This is a genomic window from uncultured Arthrobacter sp. (assembly GCF_902805515.1).
Lineage (GTDB): Bacteria > Actinomycetota > Actinomycetes > Actinomycetales > Micrococcaceae > Arthrobacter_D.
Genome location: NZ_CADCTE010000185.1, coordinates 1 through 5,684, shown reverse-complemented (window position 1 = coordinate 5,684; position 5,684 = coordinate 1). Strand labels below are relative to the sequence as shown.

Genomic DNA, 5,684 nt, shown 5'->3' with positions numbered 1-5,684 from the left:
TCTTCCGATCTCAGGACTGGCAGGGCTTCGTCAAGAGCCCGCGGGCCCGCAACAAGATCCGGCAGTGGTTCACCAAGGAGCGCCGCGAGGAGGCCATCGACAAGGGCAAGGACCTGCTCACCCGCGCCATGCGCAAGCAGAACCTGCCCCTGCAGCGGATGATGACCCATACCGCGCTGCTCTCCGTGGCCCAGGAACTCCACCATCAGGACATTGCCGCCCTGTACGCAGCGGTCGGCGACGGGCACACCTCGGCGCAGAACGTCATCGAGCACCTCGTGGCGCTCATGGGCGGCCACCAGGAGGCCGAGGAGGACCTGGCCGAGCCCGCGGTCGCCAGCCAGCCGCGCCGGCCCAAGTTCTCCGACTCCGGGGTGACGGTGCGCGGCGTCGGCGACGTCTGGGTGAAGCTCGCCCGGTGCTGCACGCCGGTTCCCCCGGATCCGATCATCGGGTTCGTCACCCGCGGCTCAGGGGTGTCCGTGCACCGCTCGGACTGCCGGAACGTCCAGGAGCTGCGGGACCAGCCCGACCGGATCGTGCCGGTGGAGTGGGCGCCGACCCAGTCAAGCGTGTTCCTCGTGGAGATCCAGGTGGAGGCGCTGGACCGGAAGAGCCTGCTCTCCGATGTGACCCGGGTGCTTTCGGAGAACCAGGTCAACATCCTCGCCGCAAGCGTCAACACCTCCTCGGACCGGGTGGCCATGTCGAAGTTCGCCTTCGAGATGGGCGACCCGAAGTACCTCAACCACGTGCTGGCCGCCGTGCGGCGGATCGACGGCGTGTTCGACGTCTACCGGACGACCGGTTCGCAGCGGCGCACCTAGGTCGGGTCCCTGGGCGCCCACCCGGGGCGAGCGGGGCGTGCCGTGGGTCGTCTCTCCGGGACCGGGTCCCGCCCTTTCACCGCTTGCGCAGCGGGCGCCGGGTTGGGCTTCCAATGCCGTGCGGCTACGGCCTTGCCCCTGAACCGGCCGTCCCGGCGCAGGCCTGCCGTAGTCGCGCGAGCGCACGGGCCTTGCCCGGCACCCTGCGGGTGCTCGCCAGGGCCGCCTCCACCAGCCGCAGTGGACATTCGAGCCCCGACGCGGAGGCCAGCGCGGCCAGGATGTCGACGGCGGTCGCCTCAGGTCCATGGATTGCGATGTCGAGGGCAGTGCGGAGCGGCGTCGTCACCGGCACGCCGCCGACGAGGTTGACGTCGAAGGGCCCCAGCGCCACCTGGTGCATCGTGGTGGCGCCGAACGCCGGGACGGCGGTGGTGCGCCGGCGGTGGTCCGTGACCACGCTCAGCAGCGGCGGTGGCGGTGCACACCCGTACACCCATGCCGCGCACTGGCGTGCCAGCGCCACCCGGCCTCGTAGTGGTGCCGGGAGGGCGTTCGCGGCAGCGCGGGCGCGTGCGGCCGCATCCTCAGGGCAGTCGGTGCGCCGGTAGGTCTCCCGGTAAACCCGCCGGACCAGGCCGTCGAGGGTCATTCCCTGAAGCTCGACGGCGCTGAAGAACTCCCCGGCGTGGAAGAGCACGGCCTCGCCCGGCGGCTGCCGCACGGCCGGACCGGCACGCGCCCACATGTCCCGGACGACCCGGACGGGCGGAACAGCGGAGCCGGTGCTCAGCGGTGACATTGCTCAAGCATTCCGAATCCGGCACGGCAGACAAAAGCCCCCGGGGCCCGATGTGGAAAACCGGGCCCCGGGGGCTTTCGTTGGGATCGAACCCAGGAGATGCGGGCTAGGAGAAGTCCTGGGCCGACCGCTGAAGCATCTCGAGCCACTGCTCGCGGGCGGAGAGGGCTTCCTTCGCGGTGGAGATCCGCTTGGCGTCCCCGGCCTTCTCGGCCGCCGCAAGATCATCCTTCAGCGTGGCGATGGTTGCCTGCAGCTGGCTCAGCGCACTGTTGGTGCGGGCCTTGGTCTCGGGATTCGTCTTGTGCCAGTGCTCGTCTTCGGCCGCCTTGACGGCGTCCTCGACGCGGCGCAGGCCGGCGTCCATCCTTCCGATGTCGGCGCGCGGCACCTTGCCCGCCTCCTCCCAGCGGTCCCGGATCGACTGCAGCGCCTTCTTGGCCGCGGCGACCTCCTTCACCGGCAGCAGCGCGGCGGCCTCCTTGAGGAGGGCCTCCTTGGCCACCAGGTTCGCGCCGTACTCCTCGTCGACCGCTTCGTTGGCCGACTTGCGGGCCTCGAAGAAGCGGTCCTGAGCGGCGCGGAACCGCGCCCACAGGGCGTCGTCGTCCTTGCGGCTGGCCCGCTTCGAGGCCTTCCACTCGTCCATCAGGCGGCGGTATTCGGCCGCCGTCGCACCCCAGTCGGTTGAACTCGAGAGGCTCTCGGCACGTGCGATCAGCGACTCCTTGGCGCGCTTGGCCTCGGCGTTGTCGCTGTCCAGCTGCGAGAAGTACGCGCGGCGGTGCCGGTCGAAGATCGTCCGGGCGGAACGGAAGCGCTTCCAGAGTGCGTCCTCGGTGCCACGGCCCAGCCGCGGACCGTTCTTCTGCGCGGCCTTCCACAGCTCGAACAGCTCGTTCATGCGCGTGCTGCTGACCTTCCACTGGACGGTCGCCGGGTCGCGGCCCGCCAGTTCCTCCGCTTCAGCGACGATCGCCTCGCGTGCGGCGAGTTCCTTGGCCTTAAGCTCGTCCTGGACGGCCCGCTCGGCCTTTTCAAGGCCCGTGATCGACTCGGTCAGTGCGTCGATGCGCGCCTCGAGGGCCGCGACGTCGCCGACGAGCTTGCGCTCGGCGACCTGGCTGCGCAGGTGCTTGGCGGTCTTCAGCATTTCCGCCGACGGCGCCTTGCCCTTGACACGCTGCTCAAGCAGCGCGACCTGGCTGACGACGTCGTCATACTTCTTCACGAAGTAGGCGAGGGCTTCCTCTCGGGAGGCATCGGGGTACTGGCCGACCGGGTGCTCCTCGCCGTTGAGGAGCAGGAAGACGTGTCCGTCGTCCTCGACGCGGGCGAACTTCTCCGCCTCGGCCAGCGGAGTGCTGTGTGCCGGGGGGACCGCCAGCGGGGTCTGGGCCTTCTTCAGGGGCCGCGGCGCCATCGCTGTCGGCAGGGGAGCGCGGGGGGCGGGTGCAGCCGGGGCTGCGGGGGCGGCGGCCCTCGCCGGGGCAACGGGTGCTGCCGGAGCGGCAGCCGGTGCCGGAGTTGCGGGGCTTTCCGCGGCCGGGGCTGTGCTCTCCGCGGATGGACTCTCTGGCGCTGCATCGGTGGCCGGGACCTCCGGAGCGGCCGGGGCCTCCGGAGCTGCGTCGGTGGCCGGGGTCTCTGGAACGGCCGAGGTGTCCGGAGCGGCCAGGGCCTCCGGAGCGGTCGAGGTGTCGGTGGCGAGGGTCTCCGGAGCTGGCGGGACCTCCGTGTCTTCGGCTCCGTGCGTGGCCGGCGTCTGCTCCCCGGCGGCCGGGGCGGCGTCGACCGGACCTCCAACGGCGGGGGTGTCGGCGCTGGCGGTCTCCTCCGCTGGCTCGTCAACGGCGGAATCCACGCTGGGGTCCTGGGCCACTGATTCGTCGTTGATGGTCATTTCGTCGGATTGCTGACTGTCTGTCACCGCTATAAGTCTTTCGCTCGATGGATGGCACGGACCGGTCCGCCGCCATTTCGTTCAGAGATAAGGAGTCTATCGTTCCGGGGGCCGCAGGGGTTCCGTGTGTAGCGGTGCACTTCCGGGCGCCTTCGCCGCGTTTTCGCAGGGCACCCGCTCAGCCCCTAAAATGAGTGCCGCACCGGTGGAAGCGCCTCCCTGGCTGCATCGATCAAGGAGATACGCCCCATGGCTCGTAAGGCATCACTGTCCGGCTTCCCGGAATGGCTTCCGCAGGAGCGGCTGATCGAGCTGCATGTGCTTGACACCCTGCGCCGCGTGTTCGACCTCCACGGCTTCTCCAACATCGAAACCCGGGCCGTTGAGACCGTCGACCAGCTGCTGCGCAAGGGCGAGATCGACAAGGAGGTCTACGCCGTCTCCCGACTGCAGGCCGACGAGGCCTCGGCGTCCGAAGCGGGCCTTGCCCTTCACTACGACCTCACCGTTCCGTTCGCCCGCTACGTCGTCGAGAACGCCGGCCACCTCGCCTTCCCCTTCCGCCGTTCGCAGATCCAGAAGTGCTGGCGCGGGGAGCGCCCGCAGGAGGGACGGGCGCGGGAGTTCACGCAGGCCGACATCGACGTCGTCGGCGACGGCGTCCTGCCGTTCCGGTACGACGTCGAACTGGCCCTGGTGGTCGTCGAGGCGCTCGGCGCGCTGCCCATTCCCGACTTCACGCTGCGGGTCAACAACCGCAAGCTCGCCGAGGGGTTCTACCGCGGCATCGGGCTCACCGATACCGCCTCGGTGCTGCGCAGCATCGACAAGCTCGAGAAAATCGGCGCCGCCAAGGTGGGGCAGCTGCTGCGTGAGGAGCTCGGTGCCACCGATGCCCAGGTCGACGCCGCCCTCGCCCTCGCGGCGATCCGCACCCCCGATACCTCCTTCGTGGCGCAGGTGAGGGCGCTCGGGGTGTCCGACGACCTGCTTGAGGAAGGGCTGACCGAGCTTGAGCAGGTCATTGCCGAGGCGTCCAAGCGGGCGCCGGGACGCGTCGTGGCAGACCTGAGCATCGCCCGCGGCCTCGACTACTACACCGGCACCGTCTATGAGACCGTCCTCAACGGGCACGAAAGCCTCGGCTCAATCTGCTCCGGCGGGCGCTACGACAGCCTGGCGGCGAAGGGCAACCGCACTTTCCCCGGCGTCGGGCTGTCAATCGGTGTCACCCGCATCGTTTCCCGGATCCTCAGCCAGGACTTCGCGGCAGTCTCCCGGCAGGTTCCCACTGCCGTCCTGGTGACCCTCGCCGACGAGGACTCCTGGTCCGCCGCGCAGGACGTCGCCGCGTCCCTGCGGGCCCGGGGCATCTCCGCCGAGGTGGCTGCCAGCGCCGAGAAGTTCGGCAAGCAGATCAAGTTCGCCGATCGCCGTGGCATCCCGTTCGTCTGGTTCACCGGCGCCGATGGCACTCACGAGGTCAAGGACATCCGTTCCGGGGCGCAGGAGGCCGCCGATCCGGATTCGTGGACCCCGCCGGCCGAGGATCTGGCTCCGCAGGTGCTGCGCGTCTCCTAGAGCCGCCGCCGCACCCGAAAACGACCGCCGCACCCGATATATCCGGTCCGAACGTCGCAATCGGGTCCGTTTTCTGCCGTCGGGACGTTTTCCACCAGAGGTCGGCGGCCCGCGGCAGAGTCAGGCGCGAGTGTCCGGCCAATTCCGCCGCCGGAGCACGACGGCACGGCCCGCAACGCCGACAGCGAGGATCGCCGTCATGGTCAGCACCGACGTCACGGGCAGGGTGAACGCCAGCAACAGGCACCCCGCGGCGCCGACGACATTCAGGATCTTCGGTGCGTACCATTGGCGCTGGGTGAGCGTCAGGGCGGCCACATTCGCCACCGCGTAGTACAGCAGCACGCCGAAGCTCGAGAAGCCGACGACGGTGAGCACATCCGTCGTCAGCAGCAGGACAATCACGACGACGGCAGTAGCGGTATCCGCCGCCCATGGCACCCCGAACCGGGACCAAATCCCGGCGAGGGCCCGGGGCAGGTGTGGCTGCTGCCCCTCGGCGGCGGTGACAGCCCGACCGCGGGGCAGGCTCGGCTGCGCGACGTGGCCGCCCTGCTGCGCCGCCACCTGC

General features: G+C 69.9%; 5 protein-coding genes. 2 read left to right on the top strand and 3 right to left on the bottom strand.

Features of this window, described 5'->3' with window-relative positions; all coding sequences use genetic code 11:
- Positions 1-827: ACT domain-containing protein (locus QZX79_RS16835; protein ID WP_294570102.1), on the top strand; the 827-nt coding region annotated here is incomplete at its 5' end.
- Positions 828-951: 124 nt separating this feature from the next.
- On the opposite strand, the gene QZX79_RS16830 is transcribed toward QZX79_RS16835, so the two are convergent.
- Together QZX79_RS16830 and QZX79_RS16825 are read right to left on the bottom strand one after the other, a co-directional pair.
- Positions 952-1,629 carry a hypothetical protein gene (locus QZX79_RS16830; protein WP_294570100.1) on the bottom strand — a complete coding sequence of 226 codons (678 nt, stop codon included), beginning with the start codon at positions 1,627-1,629 and terminating at the stop codon, positions 952-954.
- A gap of 106 nt (positions 1,630-1,735) precedes the next feature.
- Complete coding sequence (locus QZX79_RS16825) at positions 1,736-3,559, bottom strand: DUF349 domain-containing protein (protein WP_294570098.1); 1,824 nt, start codon at positions 3,557-3,559, stop codon at positions 1,736-1,738.
- Between the two features lie 222 nt (positions 3,560-3,781).
- Here QZX79_RS16825 and hisS point away from each other — a divergent pair, with 222 nt between their 5' ends.
- Entirely contained in the window at positions 3,782-5,113 is a 1,332-nt protein-coding gene (gene hisS / locus QZX79_RS16820) for a histidine--tRNA ligase (RefSeq protein WP_120169152.1), read from the top strand.
- A 120-nt stretch (positions 5,114-5,233) separates the two neighbouring features.
- On the opposite strand, the gene QZX79_RS16815 is transcribed toward hisS, so the two are convergent.
- The coding region (locus tag QZX79_RS16815; protein ID WP_366485103.1) for an amino acid permease at positions 5,234-5,684 on the bottom strand (451 nt) is incomplete at its 5' end.

Excerpts from the sequence above, each read along its gene's own strand:
- QZX79_RS16830 (WP_294570100.1), bottom strand. The coding sequence starts at position 1,629 with ATGTCACCGCTGAGCACCGGCTCCGCTGTTCCGCCCGTCCGGGTCGTC.
- hisS (WP_120169152.1), top strand. The coding sequence starts at position 3,782 with ATGGCTCGTAAGGCATCACTGTCCGGCTTCCCGGAATGGCTTCCGCAG.